Origin of the sequence: Qipengyuania qiaonensis (assembly GCF_019711515.1) — a bacterium.
In the GTDB taxonomy this organism is placed as follows: domain Bacteria; phylum Pseudomonadota; class Alphaproteobacteria; order Sphingomonadales; family Sphingomonadaceae; genus Qipengyuania; species Qipengyuania qiaonensis.
The window spans coordinates 302,663-328,362 of record NZ_JAIGNO010000003.1 but is presented as its reverse complement, the minus strand read 5'-3'; the positions used below and the strand labels follow the sequence as shown (position 1 = coordinate 328,362).

Sequence of the window (25,700 nt, the reverse complement as noted above, 5' to 3'; positions counted from 1 at the left end):
GTTCTGGGTCGGAAGTGCTCTGTCACCCATTGCAACGCCCGTCGAGACTTTGCGTTCACTCGCCGCGCCGCAACCGTCGCGCGATTGACAGATTCGCGGCACTCGCGCAGCAGCGGGAAGGAGGATCATCATGCCGAACCTGCCTTTTGCCGTCAGCGGCATTCTCGACATCGACGCGGCGACACGCCCGCGTCCCCGCTGCGCATGAGCCGCCTGCTGATCTTCGGCCTCGGTTATACCGCATCGCGGATCGCCTATGCGATGCGAGGACGCGGCTGGCAGGTCGAGGCCACGGGCAGCGCGGGGAATATCGGGTTCGACGAACGGGACGGTGTGTCCGCCGCTCTTGCGCAGGCATCGCATGTCCTGAGCTCCGCGCCCCCGGCCGATGGCAGCGATCCGGTGCTGGACCGTTATGGTGACGCGCTGAAGGGACGAATGCTCGCTTATCTCTCGTCCACCGGCGTCTATGGCGATGCCGATGGCGCATGGGTCGACGAGGCTTCTCCTACAGGCAGCGGGCGGCGAAGCGCGCGGGCCGAATGCGATGCGCGGTGGCTGGAAGCGGGTGCGCGGGTATTCCGCCTGCCCGGGATTTACGGCCCGGGACGCAGCGCTTTCGACCGGATCGAGGCAGGCAAGGCGCACCGGATCGACCTGCCCGGACAGGTTTTCAGCCGGGTCCATGTGGACGATATCGTCGCAGGCGTGGTCGCGGCGTTCGAGCAGGCGGTTCCGCCAGGCGCCTACAACCTGTCCGACGATCTGCCGGCGAGCCAGAATGCGGTGATCGAGGAGGCTTGTCGCCGGCTCGATGTCGAACCACCGCCCCTTGTAACTCTGGAGGAAGCCGATCTGTCACCTATGGCGCGCGGGTTCTATGCCGAGAACCGCCGTGTCGCCAATGGCAAGGCCAAACGGGTGCTTGGCTGGAAGCCGCGCCATCCGACCTATCGCGAAGGCCTCGCCGCCATCATGGCTCGGGAGTAGCGCGGCGCGGGGGTGCGCTTGCCCTGCCGCGCATCGCGACGACCATGCCGATCAGCGTGATGGCGGCACCAGCTATCGGAAGCGGTCCCCATTCGAACGCTTCGAACAGTGTCGACAGTACCATTGCCACGACCGGCACGACGACCGAGCTGTAGGCCGCCTGCCCCGCCCCGACCTTGCGCACGAGGCCGTAATAGAGCGGGAAGGTCACTACCGAACCGGCAAGCCCGAGGTAAAGAATGCCAAGCGTGTAGGAAGGTCGCGGATCGAATTGCGGCAGGCCGGATGTCGCCAGTGCGAATGCGCTGTTGATGACGACTCCTGCGGTCATTGCCCAGGCCAGCAGAGCGAGAAACGGCTGCTTCTTCGCCCCTTCCATCGCTTGCGTTATATTGGCCGCGCTGGCCGACACTATGCCGCAAACCGTCAGCCCCGCGCCCAGCAGCACTTGCTGCAAGGTCGCGGGCGAGGAGCGCCATTCATGCGCGAACAGCAGTGCCACGCCGATGGCGGCGATCGCCGAGCCCACAACAAACGGCCCGGTGATCTTCTGGCCGAGGAAAATCCGTCCCAGAATCGCATTGGGCACCACCAGCAGGGCGAACATGACCGCAACCAGACCCGAGGTGATGTAGCCTTCCGCATTATAAACGAAGACAAAATTGAGGGTGAACTGGAACAGACCCAGCAGGAATGCCCAGCGCAATCCCCCCCGGCCGAGCATCAGGCTTTCGCGCCGCAGCGCGGCTAGCGCGAACATGCCGAGCGCGGCGACGATAAACCGGTAGGAGATCGACCAGCCTGCCGGAACGCTAGCGATCTGATCGCGGATCACCAGCCAGGTTCCGCCCCAGATTACACTGACCAGCAGGAATGCCGCGAAATTTTTCGGAGTGAAGAGGCTTTCCGCCTCGCTTGCCGCGCTCATAGATTGCCGATCGCTTGGGCGAGCGCCGACGCATCTTCGGCGCGTGTGTTCCAGGCGGTTACGAAACGTGCGGCGCCATCGCCCCAGTCGTAGAAGCCGAAACCCTGCGCGCGCAGTGCCTCGCGCTCGGCGGCGCTACAGCGAACAAACACTTCGTTGGCCTCCACCGGGTGCATCAATCGCTCTGCGCAGGCCAAACCGATTTCCTGCGCGGCGGAGTTGGCGTGGCGCGCATTGTCCAGCCACAGATCGCCATCGAGCATCGCCAGGAGCTGGGCGGCGAGATAGCGGCCCTTGGATTGGAGATGCCCCGCCCGCTTGCGGCGATAGCGCGCCACATCGGCCGCCCCTGCATCGAAGAACACGATCGCCTCCGCACTCATCGCTCCGTTCTTGATGAAGCCGAAGCTGAGCGTATCCACCGGACCCGCAGCTTCGGCCGGCGCGCAGCCCAGAAATGCCGCCGCATTGGCAAAGCGTGCGCCATCCATGTGCAAAGCGAGACCCCTGTCGCGGGCCAGATCGGCAATCGCCGCGATTTCATCGGGCCGATAGCTGCAGCCATATTCGCTCGCTTGGGTGATCGCGATGGCATGCGGCTGCACCTGATGCACATCGTCGCGGATCGGATCGATAGCGGCAAGGATCGCAGCGGGCGTTAGTTTCGCGCTCTGTCCGCCAGCAAGCATCAGCTTTGCGCCGTGCAGGTAGAAACCCGGCGCACCGCCCTCGTCGACCTCGATATGCGCCTCTTGGTGACAGACGACGCCCCCGTGGGGCTGGACGATCGTCGCCAGGGCAAGGCAGTTGGCCGCGGTGCCCGTAGCGACCCAGAGAACCGTGCAGGGTTTGCCGAACAGTTCGGAAAATCTCCCGTCGAGTGCGGCGCTCAACGCATCGCCATCATAGGGAGAATCGGGCCCATCCGCGGCTTTCAGGGCATCCCAGACGGCCGGGTGGACCGCAGCGGCATTGTCGGAGAGGAACTGCATCGGAACGCCCATAACCATCGGCGCATTGCTTGCACAGAAAGGAAAGGTTCGACGATGGAAACTGCCGAAATAGCGATTCGCAGCGAGGATCGCGGCACCAAGGGCGAGTACATCGCAACCGACGGCACCGGCGCTTATGCAGGCAAGCTGACATGGACGGTCCGCGGCGAAGCCCGCGATGCCGAACACACGGTGGTCCCGCCCGACATGCGCGGCCGGGGTATCGCGGCAAAGCTGGTGGAAGCCATCGTGAACGATGCGCGCAGCGAAGGGTTCAGGATCGTTCCGAGCTGTTCCTATGTCGCGGCACAGTTCGACCGCCATCCGGAATGGGCGAATCTGCGCGCCTAGGCGGCGGGTAGCTGCTGGTCCACTATATCGGAGAAGTCCTGCTGCGCCATGCTGTCCACCACGGCGTCGCGGATGTGCCGCGCCTCATCCAACGCTACACCGCGCATCCGCAGGCGGCCGCCGGCCAGCCCGAAATGCACATCGGCATAGCCGCGCAGGCGCGCCAGCGGGTTGCGCACGATTTCGACCGATTGCAGTTTCTCACGCGAGGCAATGGTCAGGCTCGGCGCAAACCAGCCGTGGCGGGCGTAGAGTTGGCCGGGCCCGATAGCATACCGATCCCAGCGCCAGCGCAAGTATTCGTGGAGACCGAACCAGCCACCGCCGAGCAGAATCGGCAGGATTGCGAACGCGGCACGATCGGCGACGAACAGGCCGATCGATAGCGCCGCCATTGCCGCAAGACCGAGCAGGAACCCGTCGATCCGATAGGCGGGTGCGGCGCGGCTCCATTCTTGCGTTCCTCCCGGCAGTTCGAATCCGGTTTCCGCCACGACGGGGGCAATCTCATCCATCTGCGCGAAGGGAACCGCCTCGTGATTAGCCGAGCCACTATCGCTGGCGAGGCTGACCAGTTTGAGCGAGTGCCAGCCGAACAGCCGCCTGACGATGCCCGTTCCTATCCGCAGCGCCTGCACGCGGTGGACAGGCATGACCAGATCGGTTCGCGTCAACAGCCCGCGCCTGCGCCGCAGGCCCTTGTCGGTCCGCTCCAGCCGGAATCCCCATTCACGCAGGACGGTACGGACGACGCCGGTCACCACGCCGACGAGCAGCAGCGACGCGACAGCGAGAACGCCGCCTACGATCTGGGCCAGGAATCCGAGCCCCGCCAGCCATTGACCGGGCCCGGTCAATCGCTCGCGCCAGGCCCGCCAGTCCCAGACTTCGAAGGGCAGGAGGAATTCCAGTTGCTGCGCAAGGCCCGCAACCACCGCGACGACGGCGAGCGAAAACTCGAACAGGCCGAAAGTGAGCACCCGCTTGCGCGACATGGCATACAGAAGACGGGCGTCGACATCGTTCTCCGCCTCGTCTGTGTCCGTGTCCGACGCGGCAACCGCGATTCTTCCGCGCCGCGAACGGACCAGTTCGCGCAGGCGCTCGCCCTCGTTTTCCCGAAGATAGGCAAGCTTGAGATCTTCGCCTCCACCCGCGCCGGTTTCGAACTTGACCTCCACCAGGCCGAACAGCCGCGGCACTACCTTCTGTTCTAGGCTGACGTCCTGAATGCGCTCGTAGGGTACCGAGCGCGCGGCGCGCGAGAGGACGCCGCTTTCAACCCTGATATCGGCATCACTAACCGTATAGGTGAGGCGTGACCAGCGCAGATAGGCGAAGAGAATATTCGCGCCCACGGCGACCAGGACAAAGGGCAGAAAATAAACGATCGCGTCGTCGAAATCGCCGTCGTCGAGGAGGGCAAAGCCACCTACGACAAGGGGCAGGACGAGTTGGGACAGCAACCCCACGGTGCGCACGGCGAACGTGCGCGGGTCGGTCCGGCGCGGGATCGTGTCGGGCGTCTGGTTCACCGCGTGTCGCGCCTGATCGCGGCGCGAATGTCTTCGCGCATGGCAATCGCATCGGCGTGGCGCAGCCCCGGCAGCGAAACCGAGGCGTTGTGCGTGCCCGCCGTATGCACGGTAAGCGTGGCGAGACCGAACGCGCGCTCGAGCGGCCCTTGGCCGACATCGATATGCTGTACGCGTCCGAAGGGCACGACGGTATCTGCGCGGAAGAAGATCCCCCGAACCACCCGCAGCCGCTCCTCGACGAGCGAATAGCTGCTGGCATGGTAGCGCCGCAGCGGCACGCGGATCAGCGCATAGGCGATGACGAGCAGGGCCGGGATCCACACGGCGCCCGTCCATCCGGGGATGGCGATTTCGGCAATGGTCGTGGGCACCAGCAGCACCAGTCCCGTGATCGCCAGCTGCAGGCGCAACATGGATTTGTAGGCAGGGTCGAGCGGGATGAGATCGTCGGCGGCGTCCATGCCGTCATAGCTAGGCAATACAGCGCATCGATTCAATCTGGTTTAGAGGGCCTCTTGCGCTATGCCCCCGGATGACAAAGGGAGAGAGCGATGGATATTACAAAGCTGATGTACCGCGATGGGCTGATGAAAGGCGAGCGCATCCTCGTCACCGGCGGCGGCACCGGGCTTGGCAGAGAAATGGCGGAAGCATTTCTGAAGCTGGGCGCGGAAGTGCATATCTGCGGGCGGCGGCAGGGCAAGCTCGACGAAACGGCCCGTGAGCTAACCGATCGGCATGGCGGAAAGATCATCGGCCACGCCTGCGATATCCGCGACCCGGAGGCGATCAGCACCATGGTCGACACGATCTGGCAGCACGGGCCGCTGACCGGGGTAGTCAACAATGCCGCGGGCAATTTCATCAGCCGGACCGAGGATCTGTCGGTAAACGGCTTCAACGCGATCAGCGATATCGTCTTTCGCGGCAGCTTCTACGTGACGCTCGATGTCGGCAAGCGGCTGATCGAGGAAGGGCGCAAGGCCAGCTTCCTCTCCATCCTCACGACCTGGGTCCGGAACGGCGGCCCCTTTGTGGTGCCGAGCGCGATGAGCAAAGCGGGTCTCAACGTGATGACCCAGAGCCTGGCGGTCGAATGGGGCCGTTACGGCCTGCGCTTCAACGCCATCGCGCCGGGCCTCTTCCCCACCGACGGCATGAGCGCGCGTCTGTCGCCCGGCGGGCGCGGCGGGAATTCGCATGACGACATGAACCCGATGGGCCGCCATGGCGAAATGCACGAACTCGCCAATCTCGCGGTGTTCCTGATGGGGCCGGGTGCCGAATGGATCAACGGCGAAACCATCGCTATCGACGGCGCCGGTTACAAGGCGCATGGCGGCAGCTTCTACGGCGCGCTCAAGGACATGGACGACGAGCAGTGGGAAGCGATGCGCGCGATGATCAAGGGCACGAATGCCAAGGACAAGGCGGAGAGAACCATCTGATCTTCGCATGGCGCACCTGCGCAGGCCAATGCGGACACCAAAAAAACATCGCTTTTCGAAAAATGGTGCTGCTGGGGAGGATTGAACTCTTACCCCGCGCACTTAAAGCGTTGAAAAGTCGCAGTATCTTTTGGCGTAGCTGTTCCCGTTGTAATGGCCTGCTGTAACAGTTTTTACAAGATCAGGCATAACGAGGCCCCCGCGCATGCAGGGGCCTCGCCGTGTCATTTCCGTTCAGGATGTTTGATGCGTTCCCGCTCGGTCGTGGCAGGATGGCGGTGAGCATACTGCTCGGTCACGAAGCGTCCGGTCCGCGAACTGCGGTGGGACGTTTGCGTTGGCACTCTATTGCGGGCCATGTCCGTTCCTTTCTTGTCGAGGACATGTCTATCAGCGTGAGCGTAGGAAGGGGCCTCCGCCAGCCAAGTGCAATGACCAGCGGAGGCTGTATCTGGCTTACTCGTCTAAGATGATGGGAAAGGCACAGATGCCGCGCTCACGGGCGTAAACCCGCTTCCCCTTCACCGTAATCCAAGCACGCCAGATCACGCGCTTCCCCGTGGGTACGCTGACCTTGGACATGTCGAACCTCATAGTGAGGGTGGCCCGACGTTCTTTGCGTCCCATCTCAACCATGCTACGCATGGCTTGCACAGAGGGCAGGATCGCGCACCCGTAACAGGGGCCACATTCTGTTCCGGGATGGGGAGGTCCGCCCGTGCGGGTGACCTCCTCATTTCCCTTAGATTTCAGCCATTGCTGACGCGTCGGCCTCAAACCATCAACATGGTGAATGCGCGGTTCACTCGGTTCAAGGCGGATAACCCTGTGGATACCGGAGTTATCGCCGGTTGTCTTTCGTCGGGCGTAATTTCAGATAGGGCGACTCGCCGGAAATCCTCGGCCCTGATGCGTCACAACCCCTTGGGCAAGAAATAGGGGAAAAGTCGCCTTTTCCACAGTTGAGTGATTCGCCGGTGCGATTCTGCACGCGCATGGCCCTTTGACCGTCGCCCCAGACTGCCGACCGATTCGCCAAATTGGCGGAAATGCGTGGCCAACCCCGAGTCGAACCGGCGCAACCCCGACCTGAAAATAAAATGCTCGCAAGAGGCCCCACCTATGACCTTTGACGCGCGCGTTTCCCCCCGTAGCCCCACCCGCGGAGCCACGCGAAGGTTGAGCTTTACATTTCTGTCAACGAGCATAGTTGGTAACGTAACATCGCGTTTTGACAGAGGTGCCTCGTGACCGACTATGTAGCTTACGCTCGTGTATCGACAGCCAAGCAGGGGCGAAGCGGCCTAGGGTTGGAGGCCCAGCAAGCGGCCATTGACGCATTCCTACGCGAAGGGGACAAGTTGCTCACCCCTACCTATGTCGAGACGGAAAGCGGCAAGGAGGATGCACGTCCCGAACTCACCAAGGCGCTCAATAGGTGCAAGCTCACCGGTGCCACACTCCTCGTGGCGAAGCTTGACCGACTCAGCCGCAACGTGGCTTTCATAGCCCAGCTACAGGACGCGGGGGTCAGCTTTGTCGCCGCCGATATGCCGGAAGCCAACGAACTCACTATCCATGTCATGGCGGCGATGGCCCAGCATGAGCGCAAAGCTATCAGCAGGCGCACAAAGGAGGCGCTGGCCGCAGCCAAAGCAAGGGGGACGAAGCTGGGCGGGTGGCGAGAGTACGGCAAGGAGCACAAAAAGCACGGACAGGCCCGCATGCCCGTTGACCATCGGCTGGGTATGGTAGCGCGGCAGGCGAGGGCAGCGGAGTTCAACGGACGCGTTGGGCAGGCCATTGCGGAGATACAGTCCGGAGGAACAACTAGCTTGGCTGGTATCGCCCGCGCACTGAATGAAGAAGGCATACGGACAGCGCGCGGAGGCAAGTGGCAAGCGACACAGGTATGCCGTGTGCTCGCCTCAATCGAAAACATTGACTGAGGCGCTCCACACCATTGCGCAATCAATGGGCAAAGGACTTTCGCGGCTTCCCATCTTCGCTAAGACGTTCGCATGACGGCTCAAGAGTTTATCGCCAAGTGGCGTAACACCCAACTGAACGAACGCGCTGCATCGCAGAGCCACTTCAACGACCTGTGCGCATTACTGGGGGTCGATGATCCGATCACGGCCGACCCCAAGGGCGAGTGGTACGCCTTCGAGAAAGGTGCGACCAAGACCAGCGGCGGCGAGGGCTGGGCCGATGTGTGGCGCAAGGGCTGCTTCGCGTGGGAGTACAAGGGCAAGAAGAAAGACTTAAACAAGGCTTTCGCCCAGCTCCAGCAATACGCCATCGCGCTGGAGAACCCGCCGCTCCTGATTGTGTCCGACATGGACCGCTTCCGCATGCACACCAACTGGACCAACACCGTCCAGGAGGTGCACGAGTTCGCACTCGACGACCTGATCGACGGGGCCACGCGCGAGATGTTGCGAGCCGCCTTTGAAGACCCCGAGCGCCTGCGCCCGGCGAAGACCCGGCAGATGCTCACCGAGGAAGCTGCCGAGGAGTTCGCACGGCTCGCCCAGCGGCTGCGCGACCGTGGCCACGAGGGCCACACCGTCGCTCACTTCGTCAACCGGCTGGTGTTCTGTATGTTCGCCGAGGACGTTGGCCTCCTGCCCGGGCATATGTTCTCAGAGATGCTCAAGGCCAGCCGCAGCCAGCCGGAGAGCTTCGCGGGCCACGCCGCCACCCTGTTCGCCGCCATGAAGTCGGGCGGGCTGGTGGGCTTCACCAAAGTGGAGTGGTTCAACGGCGGCCTGTTCGATGACGACAGCGCACTGCCGCTCGACCGGAACGACATCGACAGCCTGATCGCCGCCGCCGCGCTGGACTGGTCAGAGGTGGACCCCTCGATACTCGGCACCCTGTTCGAGCGCGGACTGGACCCCGACAAGCGCAGCCAGCTCGGGGCGCACTACACCGACCGCGACAAAATCATGCAGATCGTGGGGCCGGTCATCCAGCGGCCCCTCACTGCCGAATGGGAGGCCATCCGGGGCCAGATCGAGGAGCTGGTCGCCAACGCCCCGCAACAGACCGCAGAGAAGCTCCTGCGAGGCGCGGAAAAGACGAAGCGGGACCGGGCCTTCGCCATGGCTCAGGAGCTGCTCAGAGGGTTTGTGGAGCGCCTGCGGACGTTCCGGGTGCTTGACCCTGCCTGCGGCTCGGGAAACTTCCTGTACCTATCCCTGCTTGCCCTGAAAGACTTGGAGCATCGCGCCAACCTAGAGGCCGAGGCGCTGGGTTGCTCGCGCGAGTTCCCAGCGGTCGGGCCAGAGAGCGTTCTGGGCATCGAGCTGAACCCCTACGCGGCGGAGCTGGCCCGCGTGTCCGTCTGGATTGGCGAAATCCAGTGGATGCGCCGAAACGGCTTCGAGGCCGCCCGCAATCCCATCCTCCGCAGCCTCGGCAACATCGAGTGCCGGGATGCCGTGTTGGACGTGGTGACCGGCGAACGCGCCCGGTGGCCAGAGGCCAATGTCGTCGTCGGCAACCCCCCTTTCCTCGGGAACAAGAAGATGATCGCCGAACTGGGGGAGGAGTACACCACCGCCCTCCGCAAGGCTTGGCCGCAGGTGCCGGGTGGGGCGGACTTGGTGTGCTACTGGTTTGCAGGTGCATGGGATCGAATGGTTGCGCACAAACTGAAACGTGCCGGGCTGGTTTCCACGAACTCAATCCGTAGCGGTACCAACCGTGATGTCCTCAAACCCATCGTGCAGCACGGGCGGATATACGAGGCTTGGGGCGATCAGGAGTGGACCGTTGAAGGCGCAGCGGTCAGAGTGTCATTGCTCTGCTTCGACCGTGAACAGCATACTGGTGCGGTGCTAGATGGCAAACCGGTTGAGGCAATCTATGCTGACCTATCCGGACAGCGGGGAGGTGTGGACCTAACTTCCGCGACCCAGCTTCCAGTTAACGCCAAGGTCGCCTTTCAGGGGCCGGTGAAAGTTGGGCCGTTCGACATTGACGGTGCGCTTGCACGAGAAATGCTCGGCCTTCCGTCCAACCCTGATGGCAGCAAGAACTCCAAGGTAATCGTGCCGCTACTCAATGGTAGCGACATAACCCGTCGGCCTAGCGACCGATGGATCATCGACTTTGGTGAGCGCACGGAAACTGACGCCAGTTTGTACGAAACCCCCTTCGAATATGTCCGCAAAGTGGTGAAGCCGGTGCGCGATATGAACCGCAGGGAACGCCGCCGCCAGTACTGGTGGCAACACGGCGAAACGGTGCCCGGGATCAAGCGGGCCGTAAGCGGCCTCGGTCGGGCTATCCTCACTCCCCGCGTGGCGAAGCACAGACTGTTCGTCTGGACTGGGCGACGCGTCGTACCGGACAGCCGCGTGGTCATTATCTGCCGGGACGATGACTGCGCCTTCGGCGTGCTTCATTCGTCCTTCCACGAGGTTTGGTCGCTTGCGCTTGGTGGTTGGCACGGTGTGGGCAACGATCCCCAATACACGCCGACCCAAGGCTTCGAGACCTTCCCCTTTCCCGAAGGTCTCACGCCCGATATTCCAGCCGCCAATTATGCCGGTGATCCCCGCGCGGTGGCCATCGCCATCGCAGCGGCCCGGCTCAACGAGTTGCGCGAGAACTGGCTCAACCCGCCCGACCTGATCGAGCGCGTCCCCGAGGTCGTCCCCGGTTACCCCGACCGCCTCCTGCCAAAGAACGAGGCCGCCGCCCAGGAGTTGAAGAAGCGCACCCTCACCAACCTCTACAACGTCCGCCCCGCATGGCTAGACCACGCCCACCGGGCCTTGGACGAGGCCGTGGCCGACGCCTACGGCTGGGGCGACGACTTCCGCGCTGGCACCCTCACCGACGACGAAATCCTCGCCCGGCTTTTCCAGCTCAATCAGGATCGGGCTAGCAAGTAGCTGGGAGCTACCACACGCAGTGACCTAGATCGCCTTGCTGGCTCAGCTTCGTGGGCGGCCAGCCTGCCTTGTTTTCCTGATCTGATACCGTCATAACACAACCGTTCGCCTGCCTTAAAAACCATGGGTTCCATGGGGGCGCAGGGAGGCATGGGGGGAGAAACTAGGCTGCCAAAGGCAACGCAACCAATGAAGCCCCTGCACTCCACGATGTAGAAATTGAATAATGCCGTATGGACTAGCAGGAGTATGTACACTCGCAGGACGCACGGGATTTAGTTGACCCATAAATGGGACGGGCGATAGAGGGTAAGCCAAGGGAGCATGCACGGTTTCCCGAGTTACGATCAGCAACAAAAAGCTTGCTAGGCACCCACACAAGTGCGCCCCTACCTTGCTCCGATGTAATCGAGAAATCTCCCGTATTCCCTTGGGTCAACTGCATGCGCCACGCCCAGCAAAAAGACAGCCGCTGATTGATAGGCAACTTTGGCCTCGTCAGCCGTTTTGAAAGTCCGCCTGCCGAGCGCATCTGCCATGGTATCCTTGAAGGTCTCAATTGCTTCGTCGAACTCTGACAGGTTTGCCGTAATAGCATAGGCTCCACCCCAGCGAGCGGACAAAGCCTGCTCCAGCGAGCACCCTTCTTCCAGCAGCTCTGCTGCGTATCCGCGCTCTAGCTTGTGCAAATCCAAATGCGGTGCATGGCGACGCGTTATGGCCACCTGAACGAATCCCCGTGCGGCAAACTCGATGTCCGGCTCTGGCGTCCTTCGTGTAACCCTGCTGAAAATCCCCACGTGCGCTCCCCTACACCCGAAATGGGTCGTAAATACCGTGGCCTATGGGTGCATCTGGCGCAACTGAAAATGCGTGCCGCGCAAGTCCGCCAAGACCGATCCCGAGGAAAAGCTTCTCAAATTGGGGAAGGCGATCCGTGCGGCGAGGCTAGAATGTGGGCTTTCACAAGAGGCGCTCGCTGACGCCTCTGAGATTGATCGCTCTCACATGGGTAAGATTGAACGTGGCGAAAGAAATGTAAGCTTCCTAAACCTCGCCCGCGTCGCAGCGGCCCTTCGAATGTCTGTGGCCGCCCTTCTAGTCAAAGCTAATATCTGATCAGCACACGCTAAGAGCGCGATCCGCGTTCGTCATAGATCGAAGCGCGGCAGCTTCTCGATAGCGTTTCGCATGAGAACCAAAAGGTTCGAGCCACCATATTTCCGACCTTCTGTCGCTGGGGCGTGGCCCTGTATTTTGTCTGCAAGATATTCCGGTATTTCAGCGATACGGGCCTGCGTCTTAAATCTGTGTCGCCAGCCGTGGTTCGGTGCGGGCGCATCAACACCGAGGGTCCGGACCCACTTGGCGAGGTCGCTGGCTCGCAGTTTGTAGCCGGGGTTCAAGTCGCTCCCTGCACCCTCCCGATAGAACAGAGGCGCTTCGTCACCTGTCTTCGCAAACTGAGCAATGCCTTGGTCCAATAGATGCGAATGGATCGGTACCAACCGGGCCTCCCCGGTTTTCACTCCGCCTGCCTCCGGAGTGATATGGACTAGCCAAATGTCTCCGGCTTTGGTTATGTCTGTGGCTCGTAGCTGCGTTATTTCGCTGACCCGCGCCCCCGTGTAGGCGCAAAGCCAAGGAACCCAGCGGCGGGCCAAAGCGTGCTCCGGTGACAGGCGCTTCGGCTGGGGTTGCAGCGATCCCCGCAGGATCGTGGCCGCCTCATCGTCCGTAAGTTCGCGCTCCCGCAGCTTCGTTGGCTTGGGCGCCCTCACCTTCAATCCGGAAGCGGGGTTGGTGGGAATGTCCCCATCCTCATAGGCCACAGCAAAGGCGACCCGGATGGCGGGCAGGTACCCATCCCGGACAGTTTTCCCTTCCAGACCCTTTGCCACCAGAGCGGCGGTCCATCCGTTCAGGTCTGCCCGAGTCACTCGGCGCGCGTCGTCGTGCCCCAGATGCTCCACCAATTGTTCAACCCGGTTGCGCCATCGGCGCGCCGTGTTCGGGTTGGCGGAACCCGAGGCGGCGTAGCGGTCGAAGAGGCCGAAAATGCTTAGGGCCTTGCCGCTGCCTTGCCGCTGTGCCTCAAGTGCCTTGTTGCCCGCCCTGAGCCCCACTGTGGCCTCACGGAGCATCTCCAGCGAGATGCCTTTCTCGCGCAGCACATCAATCCATGCGGCGTCCTGCGGGTCCATTTCGGCTGTGCTTAGCTGGAGGCGCTTGTGGACCTCGATACGTCCTTCCCTGCGAGCCTCCCGTCTGGCGCGCTGCGCAGCCTCCAGCGCGGCGAGGGCTTCTGATCGCTCATCTCCCCCGCCTTCGCCCCCAATCCGCTCTCCGGCGTCATCACGGGCAGAAGCGAGGGTCCGGCGGGCGTCATCAATGAGCGCATCCGTTTCAACCTCGTGGGGCCGCAGGAGACGCTTCGCCGTTTCCCGGTCCTTGGTTCGTAGGCTGAATTTCCAATCCGTCCGGGCTTTACCCGTCTGGGTCTTGAAAAAGCCGATGAGGTCTTGGGGTACGGCGCGGCGGAAATAGTAGGTTGATCCGACCTGATCGAGATATGAGCACATTGGATTTCTCCGTTACAATTGTAACAGCCAGATGCCAATAAGCCTCGATTTTCTGCCAGATTTCCGCCGTTCCTAGGAGGAAAATGGTGCTGCTGGGGAGGATTGAACTCCCGGCCTCACCCTTACCAAGGGTGCGCTCTACCACTGAGCTACAGCAGCACGGATCTGCCGCGAGAACCTCGCGGAGTGGAGGCGCGCGCTATTGGCAGAGACGGCGGATAAGTCAACCTTCGCTTGAGCCGCGCCGCAAAATTGGCGAAAGCTTGCGCGATGGGCAGCCAGAACGACAAATCGAGCCGCGAAGAGCGCCTTGCCGCGAAACTTCGCGAGAACCTGCGGCGCAGGAGAGCGCAGGGGCGCGAAATCCGCGAATCGGACCAGACAAGCCTTCCCAATGAAGAAACGGAGCGCTAACGCGCACTGCTCCTAGGGGAAACCGGAGTAATCATGTCGAAACTGATCCTCGTTCGCCACGGCCAGAGCGAGTGGAACCTCGCCAACCGCTTCACCGGCTGGTGGGATGTCGACCTGACCGATAAGGGCGAAGCCGAAGCACACGACGCCGGCGAGTTGATGAAAGCCAAGGGCGTGCTGCCCACCACCGCGTTCACGAGCGTGCAGAAGCGCGCGATCAAGACGCTCAATATCGCGCTCGAAGCCTGCGATCGGTTGTGGATCCCGGTGACGCGCGACTGGCACCTGAACGAGCGGCATTATGGCGGCCTCACCGGTCTCGACAAGCAGCAGATGCGCGAGAAGCATGGCGACGAACAGGTCCATATCTGGCGCCGCAGCTTCGACGTTCCGCCACCCGAGATGGAGGCGGGCAGCGAATTCGATCTCGCCGACGATCCGCGTTACGCCGGCATCGACGTGCCGCGTACCGAGAGCTTAAAGCTCACGATCGAACGCGTGCTGCCCTATTGGGAAAGCGCCATCCTGCCGCTGCTGGGCAAGGGCGAGACTGTCATCATTTCCGCCCATGGCAACAGCCTGCGCGCGCTGGTGAAACACCTCTCGAACATCTCCGACGACGAGATCACCGGGCTCGAGATCCCGACGGGGCAGCCGATCATCTACGAATTCGATGGCACCACCGTGTCGGGCAAGCGCTATTATCTGAAGGACGCCTAGGATGAGCGCGAAGGTCGCCATTGTCATGGGTAGCCAGTCCGACTGGGAAACCATGACCTGCACCGCCGAGGTGCTCGCGGAACTCGGCGTCGAGACCGATGTCCGGATCGTTTCGGCTCACCGCACGCCCGACCGGATGTACGATTTTGCGAAGGGCGCAGCGGATGCCGGTTTCGAAGTGATCATCGCGGGCGCAGGCGGCGCGGCCCACCTTCCGGGCATGATCGCGGCGCTGACGCATGTTCCCGTGCTCGGCGTGCCGGTGCAGTCGAAAGCGCTTTCCGGCGAAGACAGCCTGCTGTCGATCGTGCAGATGCCAGCCGGCGTGCCGGTGGGCACGCTCGCCATCGGTAAGGCGGGCGCGACGAATGCCGGGCTGCTTGCCGCGGCCATTCTTGCCAATCACGATGCCGCGCTGTCGCAGCGCCTGCAAGACTGGCGCGCAGCGCGCAGCGCAGCCGTCACCGAACGCCCCGTCGATTGATGCTCAAGCGCGGAAGCACCATCGGCATTCTCGGCGGCGGCCAGCTTGGCCGGATGATGGCGATCAGCGCCGCGCAGCTGGGCTATCGGGCAATCGCCTATGCGCCCGAGGGCGACAATGTGGTGCGCGAAGTTTGCGACGATGTCTTCGCGAACACGTGGGACGATGCCGCCGCGCTCGCAGCTTTTGCCGCCAGGTGCGACGTGGTGACGTGGGAGTTCGAGAACGTCCCCGTCGCAACTGCTCGGGCCATGCCGGAAGGCCGCATTTTCCCGCATCCGCGCGCTCTCGAAACGGCGCAGGATCGCCTGAATGAGAAGCGCTTCGTCGAGGAGCTGGGCGGGAGGCCTGCAGCCTATGCCCAGGTCGATACGGACGCCGATCTTGTGAGTGCGATCGACAGGCTGGGCGCGCCCGGCATTCTCAAGACGCGGCGCGACGGATATGACGGCAAGGGCCAGTGGCGCATCGGTTCCATCCGCGATGCGCAGGGCATCCGCCTGCCCGACACACCATTGGTCTATGAAGGCTTCGTCGAGTTCGCGGCCGAATTCTCGGTCATCCTCGTCCGCGGACGGGACGGCGAGATTCGCTTCTGGGATTCGACCTGCAACACGCATGAAGACGGCATCCTCGCAACTTCCGCTTTGCCGGCCGGGGAGGCTATCGAGGCGCAGGTCGGCGCAGCGCGCGAACTGGCCCGGCAGGTCGCCGATGCGCTCGGCTATGTGGGGGTGCTGACCCTCGAATTCTTCGCCACGCGCGACGGGCCGGTGTTCAACGAGATGGCGCCCCGGGTGCACAATTCGGGCCACTGGACCATCGAGGGTGCCGTCACCAGCCAGTTCGAAAACCACATCCGCGCGGTGGTGGGCCTGCCGCTGGGCGATACCGCGACGGTAGCGCGAAGGGTCACCATGACCAATATCATCGGGGTGGATATTGACCAGGCAAACCAGTGGCTTGAGCAGCCCGACACGCATCTCCATGATTACGGCAAGGCCGAGGTGCGCGAGGGGCGCAAGATGGGCCATGTGACGCAGCTGGAACGATAGACACGAGTCTATGCACAGGCTTTAGACAGCCCTTTCCGCAGTGTTGCATAAAGGACTCTTGCTGTATCGGCCTTTCAAGATTCTAATGGCGCTACGTCACCGGGGACATGACATGACCACACTTACATCAATCGTGGCAGTTGGACTCGACGGTGCAATCGGCATACAGAACCGCCTTCCATGGCGGCTCAAATCCGACCTGCGGTTCTTCAAGTCCAAAACGAAACAGAACGTTATTATAATGGGTCGGAAAACCTACGACTCCCTAGGCTCGTGTCTACCAGACAGGGAGAACTTAGTTCTGTCACACACTCCCTCGCTGTTCCCCGACCACGAAGGCTGTCACCATGTGCACAGCATCGCCGAGGCGCTGTTCGCAAGAGAGAAGTGGGTAGGCAAAGAAGCGTTCGTCATCGGTGGAGCGCAGACGTATTCGCAATTCGCGCCCTACGTTGATCGCTACCTTTTGACCATCGTCAACGCTCGATTCCCGTTAGCTGATGCCTTTTTCGACCAGTCTATATTTGGTGAGGAATCGGATTGGGATCGTCGGGAGTTGGAAGTCGAGCGGGTGCCTTCTGAGGGAGCGGATGAATTTGACTTTCAAGTGTTTGAATTGAAGCATAAAGCTTCTAATGAAGTTGAAGCTCGCAGAGCTAAAATCGTCGCTGATTTTCAAAGACGCAATCATCTATCGAAGCCAAAATTGCCGCCGAAATCTCGCCGAGCAACTAAAACAGGTGAACCTCTAAAACTGTTCGCATAACTTTTTAGCATGAGATACCTCGATCACCGCGAGCCGCTGCCCGAATCGCTGCGCGGCGCGATCGTCGCGCTGGGCAATTTCGACGGCTTCCACCTCGGCCACCAGGCGGTGGCGGGCGAGGCGATCCGGTGGGCACGCGCCGAAGGCCGCCCTTCGATCATCGCGACTTTCGACCCACATCCGGTACGCCATTTCAAGCCCGATGCGCCGCCCTTCCGGCTGACGACGCTGGAACAGCGGCAGGAGCTCTATCTCGCGGCAGGGGCAACCGCGATGCTGGTGTTTCATTTCGATGGCGAGCTGGCGGGCACCACAGCGGAGGATTTCGTTCGCAAGCTGCTGGGCGATCAGCTCGGCGTGGCGGGCGTCGTCACCGGCGAGGATTTCACCTTCGGCAAGGCGCGAGGCGGCAATTTCGAGAAGCTCGTGAGCCTCGGCAAGGATGTCGGGATCGAGGCGCGTGCGGTGCCGCCGGTGCTGGACCGGGGCGAGCCGGTATCGTCGAGCCGCGTGCGCGACGCCCTGCGCGGAGGCGACCCGCAGGAGGCGGCGCGGCTGCTCACCCGCCCCTTCGCCATTCGCGGCGTAGTGCAGCATGGCGACAAGCGCGGGCGGGAGATCGGCTATCCCACCGCCAACCTGCCGGTCGAACATTACCTGCGTCCGAAATACGGCATCTACGCGGTGACCGGGCGCATCCTCGCCACCGGGCAGGGGCTCAAGGGCGCCGCCAATATCGGCATCCGCCCGCAATTCGATCCGCCCAAGGAACTGCTCGAACCCTATTTCTTCGACTTTTCGGGCGATCTCTACGGGCAGGAGATCGAGGTGGCCTTCCACCATTTCCTGCGCGGCGAGGCGAAGTTCGACAGCCTCGATGCGCTGGTGGCGCAGATGGAGAAGGATTGCGACGAGGCGCGGCGGTTGCTGGCCTAGCGGCCGCTGTTTCGCGCTGAGAGCGCAGAGGAGCAGAGGCCACAGAGTGACCTACGCGGCGAAGCCGCAATTTATCTCACACGAAGCCACGAAGATGTTGCGCCAGGTGGCAGCCGGGATTGCCCCCTTCGTGTCTTCGTGTGAAAAACCGGAAGCCGCTGCGCGGGTGGAGCGTCTCTCTGCGGCCCCGGCTCCTCTGCGGCCTCTGCGCGAAACCCTTTCCTACACGGCGCAATTCGGTTAGCGGCGCACAGCTATGCCAGAGTCCACCGACACCAAACGCGATTACCGAGATACCGTCTTCCTGCCGAAGACCGATTTTCCCATGAAAGCCGGCCTCCCCCAGAAGGAGCCAGGTATTGCCGCGCGCTGGGAAACGGAGGAGCTCTACAAGGAGCTGCGCGAGGCACGGAAGGGGCGGGAGAAGTTCATCTTCCACGATGGCCCGCCTTACGCCAATGGCGACATGCATATCGGCCATGCGCTGAACCATACGCTGAAGGACATCGTCTGCCGCACGCAGAACCTGCTGGGCAAGGACGCGCCCTATGTTCCCGGATGGGACTGCCACGGCCTGCCGATCGAATGGAAGGTCGAGGAACAGTACCGCAAGAAGAAACTCGACAAGAACGAGGTCCCGGCGAAGGAATTTCGCGCCGAATGCCGCGCCTATGCACAGCACTGGGTGGATGTGCAGCGCGAACAGCTGAAGCGGCTGGGCATCATGGCGGACTGGGACAATCCCTATCTGACCATGCAGTTCGACAGCGAGGCGACCATCGTGGCCGAACTGATGAAGTTTGCCGAGGCGGGCAATCTCTATCGCGGATCGAAGCCGGTGATGTGGAGCCCGGTCGAGGAAACCGCGCTGGCCGAGGCGGAGGTGGAGTACGAGGACATCACCTCGACCCAGATCGACGTGGCGTTCGAGATCGTGGAATCGCCGGTTCCCGAACTGGTCGGCGCACATGCGGTGATCTGGACGACGACGCCGTGGACGATCCCGGTGAACCAGGCGGTCGCCTATGGGCCGGAGGTCGAGTACACTTGCGTCAGTATTGAAGGAAAAAAATACTTGTTTGCCCTTCCGCTCAGCGGCGAATTTGCTGAGCGAGCTGATCTCCCACTCGAGTACAAGCATCGCGTCTGGACTGGCAAAGGCTCCGACCTCGCCGGAACCGTCGCCCGCCACCCGATTTACAACCTTCTCAAATCCCGTCGGCCCGGGCTTGACCCGGGCCAGGGCTCCTCTTCGGGAACGGCGGACGAAGGAAGCACAACCCCGGATCAAGTCCGGGGTGACGGCCGAAACGGGGAAATGGAAAAGGCGCTCGCATTCTACGCCAATCCGCGCCCTTTCCTGCCCGGCGATTTCGTCACCACCGACAGCGGTACGGGCCTCGTCCACATGTCGCCCGACCATGGCGAGGACGATTTCCTGCTGTGCCGCGAGCATGGCATCGAGCCGGTCTTCGCGGTCATGGCCGACGGGCGCTATCGCGACGACTGGGAATGGCTGGGCGCAGGCGATGTCGATGCCGAGGGCAAGGAACGCCGCCGCAGCGTCATCAACAAGCCGTTCAATGCGCCCGAAGGCCCGATCTGTTCGGATTTGCGCGAGGCAGGGGCGCTGCTTTCCGCCAGCGAGGATTACCAGCATTCCTACCCGCATAGCTGGCGGTCCAAGGCCAAGGTCATCTTCCGCTGCACGCCGCAATGGTTCGTGCCGATGGACAAGCCCATCCTGGAGCATGTCGACAATCGCGCAGAGCAGCGCTGGGAATCGGAAGGCGGCGCGCAGGAACCGCTCGTGACGCTGCGCCAGCTCGCCATGCAGGCCATCGCCGATACGCGCTTCGTGCCGGAAAAGGGCCGAAACCGCATCGGGTCGATGGTCGAGGGCCGCCCCGACTGGGTGCTGTCGCGCCAGCGCGCCTGGGGCGTGCCGATCACGCTGTTCGTGAAGAACGGCACCGGCGAGTATCTGCAGGACCGCGACGTCAATGCACGCGTGATCGCCGCCGTGCGCGAAGAGGGAGTCGATGCGTGGGACGACGCCCGCAAGGCCGAATTCCTGGGGTCCGGTTACGATCCCGACGAGTATGAGATGGTCAGCGACATTCTCGACGTCTGGTTTGATTCGGGCTGCACCCATGCCTTCGTGCTCGAATCCGGGCGTTGGCCGGAAATGCAATGGCCCGCCGACCTCTATCTGGAAGGCAGCGACCAGCATCGCGGCTGGTTCCAGTCCAGCCTGCTGGAAAGCTGCGCCACGCGCGGCCGTGCGCCCTTCAACCAGATCCTGACGCATGGCTTCACCATGGCGAGCGACGGGCGCAAGATGTCCAAGAGCCTGGGCAACACGATCGATCCGCTCAAGGTGATGGAGCAATACGGCGCCGACATCATCCGCCTGTGGGCGCTGAGCGTCGATTTCACCGAAGACCACCGCATCGGCGACGAAATCCTGAAGGGCGTGGGCGACCAGTATCGCAAGCTGCGGAACACCTTCCGCTATCTGCTGGGCGCGCTGGACGGGTTCGTCGGCGACATGGGCGATACGGGCGCGATTCCGGAGCTGGAAGTCTACGTCCTGGCGCTGCTGGCCGATCTCGACGGCAAGCTGCGCCAGGCGGTCGATGACTACGACTTCAACACCTATACCCGCCTGCTGGTCGATTTCTGCAACGAGGACCTGTCGGCCTTCTATTTCGATATCCGCAAGGACAGCCTCTATTGCGACGGGCCGGACAGTGTAAGGCGCAATGCCTATCGGACGGTGCTGGACATCCTCTTCCATGCGCTGGTCCGCTATGCGGCGCCGGTGCTGGTCTATACGGCCGAGGAAGTGTGGGGGACGCGCTATCCGGACGGGGGTAGCGTCCACCTGCTCGAATGGCCGAATGTGCCGGGTGTGAGCGCCGACGGCGCAAAGTGGAGCACGCTGCGCGAGTTGCGCGAAGACGTGATGGAAGCGATCGAGCCGCTGCGGCGCGATAAGGTGATCCGGTCCGGCCTGGAGGCCGATGTGGTGGTACCGGCGAGCATGGTGCCCGACGGCTTCACCGATGCCGATCTTGCCGAACTGTTCATCACCGCGTCAGTCACGCGCGGCGATAGCGAGGCGGTGACCGTCACGCGGACATCCGAAAGCAAGTGCGGGCGCTGCTGGCGCCTCCTCCCCTCCGTCGCGGAAGACGGCGATCTGTGCGATCGCTGCGAACCCGTGGTCGCCCAACTGGATGCCGCCCAATGAATGCGATTTTGAAGTACCGCCTGATCGGCTGCGTGGTCGCGCTCGGCATCTTCGCCGTCGATCAGTGGAGCAAGAGCTACGTCACCGACGCACTGGGTATCGACGAGATCGGCGATGCGATGGAATTGCTGCCCTTTTTCGACCTGCGCTTCACCCGCAATTTCGGCGTCTCGCTCGGCATGTTCGAGGCGACCAGCCCGGAAATGCGCTGGGGCCTGGTGCTGGTGACTGCGCTGATCGCGCTGGTCGTCACCGTCTGGATGCTGCGCGAGAAGCTGATCGGCGACATCCTTGCGCTGTCGCTGATCCTCGGCGGGGCACTGGGCAATATCAAGGACCGGTACGAGCTGGGCTATGTGGTCGACTTTGCCGATCTGCATTTCGGGGAATTCCGCCCCTTCCTTATTTTCAACGTCGCCGATGCGGCTATCACCATCGGCGTAGTCATCGTCCTTGCGCGCGCCTTCTTCATGCGCGACAAGGATGAGCAAGAGGCCGGCAGCCTCATGAACAGCAAGGCGGCCGATGCCGCGGAGAGCAAGTGATGACAAAATTCGCCCGTTTCGCCCCAAGATTCGCGATTCTCGCCGGCCTCGGCGCCATGACCGCAGCGTGCGGCGGCGGCGGCTTCCTCGACCGCCAGCGGCCCGACGAATTTGCCGTGCAGCGCCAGGCGCCGCTGGTGGTTCCGCCCGATTTCAACCTCACTCCGCCCGCCCCCGGCGCGCCTCGCCCGAGCGAAGGCACGGCCGCTTCGCAGACTCTCGAAGCATTGTTCGGCGGCCCGCAGGCGCGCAGCAGTGTCGAAACCAGCCTGCTCGAACGCGCCGGCACGTCCGACCCGGGCATCCGTAGCGCCGTGGGCGATGCGCAGACCGCCACCGTGGCCAAGGGCAGCGTGACCCGCGACATCATCGCCGCACCCGAAGGCGACGGCGCAACGGCAAGCGCGGTTATACCCGGCTGATTTTTGCTTTTCGCACCGACCTCCGTCGGTGCGTCCTTGCCGGGCCTCCACCGGCCCGGATCTGACGCAGTCTGATCGACTGGCGAAATTATCCGAGCCGCAGCCGAGGCAAGCGCGACCGCGCGCCCGAGCTTATGCGAGGAAGCCAAGCCGCATGGACGTGCGGCGCCCGGCGTTTGAGGGTCTGAACAAAAGACTCCGGAGGTCGGTCCGAAACACAGAAATTCTATCCCGCGTTCTCCGCTTTCCCCTCGCCGCTCACCAACAGCTTGTCGATCCGTCGGCCGTCCATGTCGACCACTTCGAAGCGCCAACCCTGGTCGGTGAAGTGATCGCCTTCGATCGGCAGGCGCTTGAGGACGTGCAGCGCATACCCGGCAGCCGTGCCGAACTCGCGATCTTCGCCATATTCGAGCGCCAGCCGATCGGCGAGCACATCGGCGGATAGCGAGCCGGACACCAGCAGGCTGCCATCCTCGCGCTCGACGATGCCTGGGCCGTCGGTGCCATCCTGGTCGCTCACGAAATCGCCGACCAGCGCGGTCAGCAGGTCGACCGGCGTCACGATCCCGTCGAGATGGCCGTACTCGTCATGGACCATCGCCATGGGGACTTCGGCCTGCTGCAGCACGCGGAGTGCATCGACCGCATCGAGTTGATCGGGCACCACCTCCGCCTTGACCATGAGGGAGCGCAGGTCGACCGGATCTTTCATGACGAGGCGGGTCAGGATCTCGCGCACTTTCACTACGCCCAGAACCTTGTCGGGCGATCCTTCGGCCACCGGCAGGAGCGAATGGGGGCTGGTGTCCAGTACCGCCCGGATCGCATTGGCATCCGCGTCGGCATCGATCCAGTCGACCTCGGTACGGGGCGTCATCAATTCGCGTACCGGCCGCTGCGCCAGGCGGACGACGCCCTGCAACATCTGGTGCTGTTCGCTTTCGATCACTCCGCTGCGGGTCGCTTCGGCGAAGAGCATGTGCAGTTCCTCGGCCGTCACCGCGCTTTGCCCGGAGGAGCGCACACCGAGCAAGCGGATAAGCACGCCGGACGACGCGTCTAGCAGCCAGACCAGGGGCGCCGCCACCCGCGCCAGCAGCGCCATGGGCTGCGCCATGACGATCGAGATCGGCACGGCGGCACGCAGGGCGATCTGCTTGGGGACCAGTTCGCCAATGACCAGCGTCGCATAAGTTGTCAGCGCGATGACCGAGGCGAAGCCGATTTCCTCGGCGTAACGCTCCGGAACGCCGAGCACGGCCAGACGCTCGCCCACCGGCCCGCCAAGACTGGCGCCCGAATAGGCGCCCGATATGATACCGACCAGGGTGATGCCGATCTGCACCGTGGACAGGAACTTACCCGGATCTGCAGCGAGCGCGATTGCGGTTGACGCCCCGCCGCTGCCCTTCGACGCTGCCTGCTGAAGGCTCGAAGTCTTGGCGGAAACGATGGCGAGTTCGCTCATGGCGAATACGCCATTGAGGACGATAAGCCCGGCTATGATCAACAGGTCTGTCAGGGGAAAGGGTGTCACGCGGCACTGGCTAGCACAAAAGCGCAAGGCTGCCAGCGCCCCGCGCTACTTATCTGCGCAACATTGGAACGGCTGCGGGCCTTGAAGGTTTGAGGATGAGAGACGCGAGTGGGCGCGTCCCGTACCACTCGCACGGCACGGCCCCATCTGGTCGGCTGCCGATCAAGAAGGGGAAGAGTATATGAATAAGTCGCGCATCCTTACCGCCAGCCTTGCCGCCGTGTCGCTGATGACCGTATCCGCTTGCGTCACCGATCCGAATACGGGCGAACGCAAGGTATCGCGCACGGTTCTCGGCGGGGTCGGCGGCGCAGTGGCCGGCGGCCTGCTGGGCGGAGTGATCGGCGGCAAGACCGGCCGTATTATCGGCGCGGCCGCGGGCGGCGTCGCCGGCGGCGTCGTCGGCTACAAGATGGATCAGCAGATCAAGGAGCTCGAAGAACAGACGGCCGGATCGGGCGTGGACGTCTCGGAAACCGATGGCGGCGAAGCGATCCTCGTGAATCTGCCCGACGGCGTTACCTTCTCTACCGGCAGCTACACGATTTCGCCGGGCTTCCGTGAGCTACTCGATCGCGTGGCCGGCAGCCTGCGCCAGTATCCCAACAGCCTGGTGGATGTGTACGGCCATACCGACACCACCGGTTCGGCCGAATCGAACCAGCGCCTGTCCGAACAGCGCGCACAGGCCGTGGCCAATTATCTCATTTCGCAAGGCGTCAGTTCATCGCGCATCCGCTGGATGGGTTTCGGCGAAACACGACTCAAGGTTTCGACCGGCGACAATGTCAACGAACCGCTGAACCGCCGCGTCGAAATCAAGATCATTCCGTTCGACCAACAGGATGTCGAAGCTGCACAGTCTCAGTGAATGTAAGGCACCGAACCCTTCGGGATGTCGCACCAACTGGGGCCGGTTCACGCGGCCCCTTTTTACTGTGCGGCTGCAACGCGCGCTGCGAGGCGCTCTACCGCAGCCTCATGAATATCCGGCGCGCTGACCAGCACACCGAATGCACGGGGATCGCGCTTGTTGTAGTGGAGCTTGCCGCCATGGGCATCGCTGACCGCGGCCCCCGCTTCGCGCGCTATCAGGCCGGCCGCGGCGATATCCCATTCGAAGCCCCAGCGAACGGTCGCGACGAGATCCGCTTCGTCGGCGGCGACCATGGCGATGCGTAGGGCGATCGAATTGGGCTGGTCGACGGCGACCAGATCGGCGTCGGTCTTCGGTAAAGCGTGCGCTGGAACGCGTGATCCCGCGAATTCCTTGCGCATGCTGGCGATGAGCTTCCGGCGGTTGCGATAGGCACCTTGTCCGGCCATCGCCTGCCAGGTTTCGCCGCGGGCAGGCGCGCAAAGCGTGCCGATCAAGGGCCTGCCGCCGCTGATCAGAGCGACCGAAACCGCCCAACCGGTACGGCCGCGGATGAAGTCGCGCGTCCCGTCGACCGGGTCGACCAGCCAGATCAGATCGTTGCCAAGGCGCGCGGGATCGTCGGCGGTTTCCTCCGACAGCCAGCCAGCCGATGGCAGCAAAATTCCCAGTTCGCGCTTGAGAAAGGCATCGACCGCGAGATCCGCTTCGCACACCGGATCGCCCGGCCTTTTTTCCCATGCATCCAGCTCGTTGCCCGCCCCGGGCCACAGATCGTACGCGATCCGTCCGGCTTCGGAGACGATGGATTCAAGGCGCTGGCTATCGATCATGAAAGAATGGCTGCTGCCTGCACCCGAAAGCGGGCCTTTTCAAGCGCGCCCAGACATGCTTATGGCGCTCGCGACTCTCTTTCCCCCACGCGCGTCACGCGAAGGACGAAGCTTCT

Annotated in this window: 24 protein-coding genes and 1 tRNA gene; 16 read left to right on the top strand and 9 right to left on the bottom strand. The window is 62.9% G+C overall.

Annotated features, from left to right (window positions below):
- Positions 1-204 precede the first annotated feature (204 nt).
- On the top strand, positions 205-990 hold the full coding sequence (locus K3174_RS07340) for a Rossmann-fold NAD(P)-binding domain-containing protein (protein WP_221557458.1): 786 nt from the start codon (positions 205-207) through the stop codon (positions 988-990).
- Here K3174_RS07340 and K3174_RS07335 read toward each other — a convergent pair.
- Both K3174_RS07335 and K3174_RS07330 read right to left on the bottom strand, forming a co-directional pair.
- Positions 974-1,918, bottom strand: coding sequence for a DMT family transporter (locus K3174_RS07335; protein WP_221557456.1), 945 nt, complete (start codon positions 1,916-1,918; stop codon positions 974-976). The two genes, K3174_RS07340 and K3174_RS07335, sit on opposite strands and share 17 nt — an antisense overlap.
- Positions 1,915-2,910, bottom strand: coding sequence for a threonine aldolase family protein (locus tag K3174_RS07330; protein ID WP_221557655.1), 996 nt, complete (start codon positions 2,908-2,910; stop codon positions 1,915-1,917). Before K3174_RS07330 ends, K3174_RS07335 begins: the two co-directional genes overlap by 4 nt.
- 54 nt (positions 2,911-2,964) lie before the next feature.
- Between K3174_RS07330 and K3174_RS07325 the strand changes: the two genes are divergently transcribed.
- Entirely contained in the window at positions 2,965-3,261 is a 297-nt protein-coding gene (locus K3174_RS07325) for a GNAT family N-acetyltransferase (protein WP_221557454.1), read from the top strand.
- Here K3174_RS07325 and K3174_RS07320 read toward each other — a convergent pair.
- The gene (locus tag K3174_RS07320) at positions 3,258-4,796 is read right to left on the bottom strand and encodes a PH domain-containing protein (protein ID WP_221557452.1); all 1,539 of its coding nucleotides are present in this window, start codon (positions 4,794-4,796) and stop codon (positions 3,258-3,260) included. The genes K3174_RS07325 and K3174_RS07320 overlap by 4 nt on opposite strands.
- A complete protein-coding gene (locus tag K3174_RS07315; RefSeq protein ID WP_221557450.1) occupies positions 4,793-5,260 on the bottom strand; it encodes a PH domain-containing protein in 468 nt (155 codons plus the stop codon). Before K3174_RS07315 ends, K3174_RS07320 begins: the two co-directional genes overlap by 4 nt.
- Positions 5,261-5,350: 90 nt before the next feature.
- On the opposite strand from K3174_RS07315, the gene K3174_RS07310 reads away from it, so the two are divergent.
- The 3 genes from K3174_RS07310 (at position 5,351) to K3174_RS07300 (ending at position 11,154) form a co-directional block, all read left to right on the top strand.
- Positions 5,351-6,247, top strand: coding sequence for an SDR family oxidoreductase (locus tag K3174_RS07310; protein WP_221557448.1), 897 nt, complete (start codon positions 5,351-5,353; stop codon positions 6,245-6,247).
- A gap of 1,247 nt (positions 6,248-7,494) precedes the next feature.
- The gene (locus K3174_RS17095; RefSeq protein WP_221557446.1) at positions 7,495-8,196 is read left to right on the top strand and encodes a recombinase family protein; all 702 of its coding nucleotides are present in this window, start codon (positions 7,495-7,497) and stop codon (positions 8,194-8,196) included.
- Between the two features lie 72 nt (positions 8,197-8,268).
- Positions 8,269-11,154 (top strand): class I SAM-dependent DNA methyltransferase, encoded by a 2,886-nt coding sequence (locus K3174_RS07300; RefSeq protein ID WP_221557444.1) that lies wholly within the window; start codon positions 8,269-8,271, stop codon positions 11,152-11,154.
- 389 nt (positions 11,155-11,543) lie between these two features.
- Here the strand turns inward: K3174_RS07300 and K3174_RS07295 are convergent, their stop codons facing one another.
- Entirely contained in the window at positions 11,544-11,954 is a 411-nt protein-coding gene (locus K3174_RS07295) for a hypothetical protein (protein ID WP_221557443.1), read from the bottom strand.
- A 73-nt stretch (positions 11,955-12,027) separates the two neighbouring features.
- On the opposite strand from K3174_RS07295, the gene K3174_RS07290 reads away from it, so the two are divergent.
- Positions 12,028-12,273: a helix-turn-helix domain-containing protein gene (locus K3174_RS07290; RefSeq protein WP_221557441.1), complete on the top strand. Its 246-nt coding sequence runs from the start codon at positions 12,028-12,030 to the stop codon at positions 12,271-12,273.
- A gap of 32 nt (positions 12,274-12,305) precedes the next feature.
- Here K3174_RS07290 and K3174_RS07285 read toward each other — a convergent pair whose 3' ends face one another.
- Both K3174_RS07285 and K3174_RS07280 read right to left on the bottom strand, forming a co-directional pair.
- Positions 12,306-13,736, bottom strand: a complete 1,431-nt coding sequence (locus K3174_RS07285) for a DUF6538 domain-containing protein (RefSeq protein WP_221557439.1) — start codon at positions 13,734-13,736, stop codon at positions 12,306-12,308.
- A gap of 84 nt (positions 13,737-13,820) precedes the next feature.
- Positions 13,821-13,895, bottom strand: a tRNA-Thr gene (locus K3174_RS07280).
- Positions 13,896-14,006: 111 nt separating this feature from the next.
- Here K3174_RS07280 and K3174_RS07275 point away from each other — a divergent pair.
- From K3174_RS07275 to K3174_RS07235, 9 genes are all read left to right on the top strand, one after another.
- Positions 14,007-14,150 (top strand): hypothetical protein, encoded by a 144-nt coding sequence (locus K3174_RS07275; protein ID WP_221557431.1) that lies wholly within the window; start codon positions 14,007-14,009, stop codon positions 14,148-14,150.
- 33 nt (positions 14,151-14,183) lie between these two features.
- Entirely contained in the window at positions 14,184-14,870 is a 687-nt protein-coding gene (gene gpmA, locus K3174_RS07270; RefSeq protein ID WP_221557429.1) for a 2,3-diphosphoglycerate-dependent phosphoglycerate mutase, read from the top strand.
- 1 nt (position 14,871) lies between these two features.
- Positions 14,872-15,354 (top strand): 5-(carboxyamino)imidazole ribonucleotide mutase, encoded by a 483-nt coding sequence (purE, locus tag K3174_RS07265; RefSeq protein WP_221557427.1) that lies wholly within the window; start codon positions 14,872-14,874, stop codon positions 15,352-15,354.
- A complete protein-coding gene (locus K3174_RS07260) occupies positions 15,354-16,409 on the top strand; it encodes a 5-(carboxyamino)imidazole ribonucleotide synthase (RefSeq protein ID WP_221557425.1) in 1,056 nt (351 codons plus the stop codon). Before purE ends, K3174_RS07260 begins: the two co-directional genes overlap by 1 nt.
- A gap of 112 nt (positions 16,410-16,521) precedes the next feature.
- The gene (locus tag K3174_RS07255) at positions 16,522-17,175 is read left to right on the top strand and encodes a dihydrofolate reductase (RefSeq protein WP_221557423.1); all 654 of its coding nucleotides are present in this window, start codon (positions 16,522-16,524) and stop codon (positions 17,173-17,175) included.
- A 9-nt stretch (positions 17,176-17,184) separates the two neighbouring features.
- The gene (locus K3174_RS07250) at positions 17,185-18,111 is read left to right on the top strand and encodes a bifunctional riboflavin kinase/FAD synthetase (protein ID WP_221557421.1); all 927 of its coding nucleotides are present in this window, start codon (positions 17,185-17,187) and stop codon (positions 18,109-18,111) included.
- Between the two features lie 256 nt (positions 18,112-18,367).
- A complete protein-coding gene (gene ileS / locus K3174_RS07245) occupies positions 18,368-21,367 on the top strand; it encodes an isoleucine--tRNA ligase (protein WP_221557418.1) in 3,000 nt (999 codons plus the stop codon).
- Positions 21,364-21,912, top strand: coding sequence for a signal peptidase II (lspA, locus tag K3174_RS07240; protein WP_221557408.1), 549 nt, complete (start codon positions 21,364-21,366; stop codon positions 21,910-21,912). The genes ileS and lspA overlap by 4 nt, the downstream gene beginning before the upstream one ends.
- Positions 21,912-22,334, top strand: a complete 423-nt coding sequence (locus K3174_RS07235) for a DUF3035 domain-containing protein (protein ID WP_221557406.1) — start codon at positions 21,912-21,914, stop codon at positions 22,332-22,334. Before lspA ends, K3174_RS07235 begins: the two co-directional genes overlap by 1 nt.
- A gap of 226 nt (positions 22,335-22,560) precedes the next feature.
- Here K3174_RS07235 and K3174_RS07230 read toward each other — a convergent pair whose 3' ends face one another.
- Positions 22,561-23,874, bottom strand: coding sequence for a hemolysin family protein (locus K3174_RS07230; protein WP_221557404.1), 1,314 nt, complete (start codon positions 23,872-23,874; stop codon positions 22,561-22,563).
- 181 nt (positions 23,875-24,055) lie between these two features.
- Between K3174_RS07230 and K3174_RS07225 the strand changes: the two genes are divergently transcribed.
- Positions 24,056-24,745 (top strand): YiaD family glycine zipper/OmpA-like lipoprotein, encoded by a 690-nt coding sequence (locus K3174_RS07225; RefSeq protein WP_221557402.1) that lies wholly within the window; start codon positions 24,056-24,058, stop codon positions 24,743-24,745.
- Between the two features lie 62 nt (positions 24,746-24,807).
- Here the strand turns inward: K3174_RS07225 and K3174_RS07220 are convergent, their stop codons facing one another.
- The gene (locus K3174_RS07220; protein WP_221557400.1) at positions 24,808-25,584 is read right to left on the bottom strand and encodes a 3'(2'),5'-bisphosphate nucleotidase CysQ; all 777 of its coding nucleotides are present in this window, start codon (positions 25,582-25,584) and stop codon (positions 24,808-24,810) included.
- Between the last annotated feature and the right edge of the window lie 116 nt (positions 25,585-25,700).

What these genes read in the sequence shown, in the direction of transcription:
- purE (WP_221557427.1), top strand. Translation starts at nt 14,872, where the DNA reads ATGAGCGCGAAGGTCGCCATTGTCATGGGTAGCCAGTCCGACTGGGAA.
- K3174_RS07250 (WP_221557421.1), top strand. Translation starts at nt 17,185, where the DNA reads ATGAGATACCTCGATCACCGCGAGCCGCTGCCCGAATCGCTGCGCGGC.
- K3174_RS07310 (WP_221557448.1), top strand. Translation starts at nt 5,351, where the DNA reads ATGGATATTACAAAGCTGATGTACCGCGATGGGCTGATGAAAGGCGAG.
- ileS (WP_221557418.1), top strand. Translation starts at nt 18,368, where the DNA reads ATGCCAGAGTCCACCGACACCAAACGCGATTACCGAGATACCGTCTTC.
- K3174_RS07340 (WP_221557458.1), top strand. Translation starts at nt 205, where the DNA reads ATGAGCCGCCTGCTGATCTTCGGCCTCGGTTATACCGCATCGCGGATC.
- K3174_RS07335 (WP_221557456.1), bottom strand. Translation starts at nt 1,918, where the DNA reads ATGAGCGCGGCAAGCGAGGCGGAAAGCCTCTTCACTCCGAAAAATTTC.
- K3174_RS07260 (WP_221557425.1), top strand. Translation starts at nt 15,354, where the DNA reads ATGCTCAAGCGCGGAAGCACCATCGGCATTCTCGGCGGCGGCCAGCTT.
- lspA (WP_221557408.1), top strand. Translation starts at nt 21,364, where the DNA reads ATGAATGCGATTTTGAAGTACCGCCTGATCGGCTGCGTGGTCGCGCTC.
- K3174_RS07225 (WP_221557402.1), top strand. Translation starts at nt 24,056, where the DNA reads ATGAATAAGTCGCGCATCCTTACCGCCAGCCTTGCCGCCGTGTCGCTG.
- K3174_RS07275 (WP_221557431.1), top strand. Translation starts at nt 14,007, where the DNA reads ATGGGCAGCCAGAACGACAAATCGAGCCGCGAAGAGCGCCTTGCCGCG.
- K3174_RS07255 (WP_221557423.1), top strand. Translation starts at nt 16,522, where the DNA reads ATGACCACACTTACATCAATCGTGGCAGTTGGACTCGACGGTGCAATC.
- K3174_RS07285 (WP_221557439.1), bottom strand. Translation starts at nt 13,736, where the DNA reads ATGTGCTCATATCTCGATCAGGTCGGATCAACCTACTATTTCCGCCGC.
- K3174_RS07235 (WP_221557406.1), top strand. Translation starts at nt 21,912, where the DNA reads ATGACAAAATTCGCCCGTTTCGCCCCAAGATTCGCGATTCTCGCCGGC.
- K3174_RS07315 (WP_221557450.1), bottom strand. Translation starts at nt 5,260, where the DNA reads ATGGACGCCGCCGACGATCTCATCCCGCTCGACCCTGCCTACAAATCC.
- K3174_RS07220 (WP_221557400.1), bottom strand. Translation starts at nt 25,584, where the DNA reads ATGATCGATAGCCAGCGCCTTGAATCCATCGTCTCCGAAGCCGGACGG.
- K3174_RS07300 (WP_221557444.1), top strand. Translation starts at nt 8,269, where the DNA reads ATGACGGCTCAAGAGTTTATCGCCAAGTGGCGTAACACCCAACTGAAC.
- gpmA (WP_221557429.1), top strand. Translation starts at nt 14,184, where the DNA reads ATGTCGAAACTGATCCTCGTTCGCCACGGCCAGAGCGAGTGGAACCTC.
- K3174_RS07325 (WP_221557454.1), top strand. Translation starts at nt 2,965, where the DNA reads ATGGAAACTGCCGAAATAGCGATTCGCAGCGAGGATCGCGGCACCAAG.
- K3174_RS07330 (WP_221557655.1), bottom strand. Translation starts at nt 2,910, where the DNA reads ATGCAGTTCCTCTCCGACAATGCCGCTGCGGTCCACCCGGCCGTCTGG.